The 2,698-nt window shown below is 66.1% G+C and carries 2 protein-coding genes; one reads left to right on the top strand and one right to left on the bottom strand.

Features of this window, described 5'->3' with window-relative positions; genetic code table 11:
* Positions 1 to 14: 14 nt before the first annotated feature.
* A complete protein-coding gene (locus AC1DOC_RS28375) occupies positions 15 to 662 on the bottom strand; it encodes a GntR family transcriptional regulator (protein WP_012747247.1) in 648 nt (215 codons plus the stop codon).
* A 128-nt stretch (positions 663 to 790) separates the two neighbouring features.
* Here AC1DOC_RS28375 and scpA point away from each other — a divergent pair.
* A partial coding sequence (gene scpA / locus AC1DOC_RS28370) for a methylmalonyl-CoA mutase (RefSeq protein ID WP_478130988.1) occupies positions 791 to 2,698 on the top strand: 1,908 nt, incomplete at its 3' end.

Raw genomic sequence — 2,698 nt, 5'->3', positions numbered from 1 at the left:
GACTGGGGGAGAGCCTAATTCGCGGCTTCCAGGCCGTTGGTGAAGTGTTCGCGCATCCGCGCCATCGCCGCCGCGGCATCCCGCGCCTCGATCGCCGCCATCACCGACCGGTGCTCCGCGAGCGATTCGGCGATGCGCCCCGCCTTCAGCAGCGAGTTGTGGCGGTTGAGCTTCATCACCTTGCGCAGGTCGGCCACCATCTGGTCGCGCCACTTGTTGTTCGCAATGGCCAGAAGGCACATGTGGAAGCGCTCGTTGACCGCGAAGAAATGCTCGCGGTCTTCCTTGCCGGGGGCGCCTGCCGCTTCGAGTTCGGCATGCAGCGCCTTCAGCTCCGCGCGCTGGGCCTCGCTGGCGCGCTCGGCCACCACGCCGGCCGCATCGCTTTCCAGCAGCGAGAGCAGGTGGTAGACGTCCGCCAGGTCCTGCTCGGACACCTCGGTGACGTAGGCGCCGCGCCGCACCTTCATGGTGACCAGGCCTTCGGCGGCCAGCACCTTCAGGGCTTCGCGCAGCGGCGTGCGGCTGATGCCGTATTCCTCGGCCAGCTTGAGTTCGTCGATCCAGCTGCCCGGCTCGAGCTCGCGGCGGAAGATCCGCTGGCGCAGCAGTTCGGCCACTTCTTCATAGAGGGCGCGCGGGGTGAGGGTGAGGGCGGACATGGGGCGGACTGTACCGCAAAAACGGGTTTGAATTAATAATTACGGATCGGTTAGACTCGCGGCCGGCTTGCAAATCCCTTGCAGGCGAATTTGCGACTACCCTGCAAGACACTGCGAAAAGCCCCCTCATGAGCAGCAAACCCGAACCCACCTTCAAGCCGGCCAACCTCGACGACTGGGCCAAGGCCGCCGCCAAGTCGGCACCGGGCGGCGACCTGGGCGCGCTCAACTGGCTCACGCCGGACGGCATCACCGTGAAGCCGCTCTATACCGCGGCCGACCTGCAGGGCCTCAAGTACACCGACACGCTGCCCGGCTTCGAGCCCTACCTGCGCGGCCCGCAGGCCACCATGTACGCGGTGCGGCCCTGGACGATCCGCCAGTACGCGGGCTTCTCGACCGCCGAGGAATCGAACGCCTTCTACCGCAAGGCGCTGGCCGCCGGCGGGCAGGGCGTGAGCGTGGCCTTCGACCTGGCCACCCACCGCGGCTACGACAGCGACCATCCGCGCGTGACCGGCGACGTCGGCAAGGCCGGCGTGGCCATCGATTCGGTCGAGGACATGAAGATCCTGTTCGACCAGATCCCGCTCGACAAGGTGAGCGTGTCCATGACGATGAACGGCGCCGTGCTGCCGGTGCTCGCGGGCTACGTGGTCGCGGCGGAAGAGCAGGGCGTGAGCCAGGACCAGTTGAGCGGAACCATCCAGAACGACATCCTCAAGGAGTTCATGGTCCGCAACACCTACATCTTCCCGCCCGCGCCGAGCATGCGGATCATCGGCGACATCATCGAGTACACGGCGCAGAAGATGCCCAAGTTCAACTCGATCTCGATCAGCGGCTACCACATGCAGGAAGCCGGCGCCAACCAGGCGCTGGAGCTGGCCTTCACGCTGGCCGACGGCAAGGAGTACGTGAAGACCGCGCTGGCCAAGGGCCTGGACGTCGACGGCTTTGCCGGGCGCCTGAGCTTCTTCTGGGCCATCGGCATGAACTTCTATCTCGAAGTGGCCAAGATGCGCGCAGCGCGCCTCTTGTGGTGCCGCATCATGAAGGAGTTCAACCCCAGGAACCCCAAGAGCCTGATGCTGCGCACGCACTGCCAGACCTCGGGCTGGAGCCTGACCGAGCAGGACCCGTACAACAACATCGTGCGCACCACCATCGAGGCCATGGCCGCGGTGTTCGGCGGCACGCAGAGCCTGCACACCAACGCGCTCGACGAAGCGATTGCGCTGCCTACCGAGTTCAGCGCCCGCATCGCGCGCAACACGCAGCTCATCATCCAGGAAGAGACGCACATCACGAATGTGGTCGACCCCTGGGCTGGCAGCTACATGATGGAGAAGCTCACGCAGGACATGGCCGACGCGGCCTGGGCCATCATCGAGGAGGTCGAGGCGATGGGCGGCATGACCAAGGCCGTGGACAGCGGTTGGGCCAAGCTCAAGATCGAGGCCGCCGCCGCCGAGAAGCAGGCGCGCATCGATTCGGGCAAGGACGTGATCGTCGGCGTCAACAAGTACAAGCTCAAGAACGAAGACGCGATCGACAGCCTCTCCATCGACAACGTGATGGTGCGCGACCAGCAGGTGGCGCGGCTGCAGAAGATCCGCGCCTCGCGCGACACTGCGAAGGTGCAGGCGGCGCTCGATGCGCTCACCGAGGCTGCCGAAAACGGCACCGGCAACCTGCTGGCGCTGAGCATCGACGCGGTGCGCGCGCGCGCCACGGTCGGCGAGATTTCCGACGCGCTCGAAAAATCATTCGGCCGCCATCGGGCCGACACGCAAAAGGTGACCGGTGTGTACGCAGCTGCCTACGACTCGGCCGAAGGCTGGGAAACCCTCAAGACCGAAATCAACGCCTTCGCCGAGGAACAGGGCCGCCGCCCGCGCGTGATGATCTCCAAGCTGGGCCAGGACGGGCACGACCGCGGCGCCAAGGTGGTGGCCACGGCCTTCGCCGACCTGGGCTTCGACGTCGACATGGGGCCGCTGTTCCAGACGCCCGAGGAATGCGCGCGCCAGGCC

Source organism: Variovorax sp. 01T439_2, assembly GCF_056398445.1.
The sequence above is the reverse complement of the archived record's forward strand: the minus strand, read 5'-3'. Positions and strand labels throughout refer to the sequence as shown.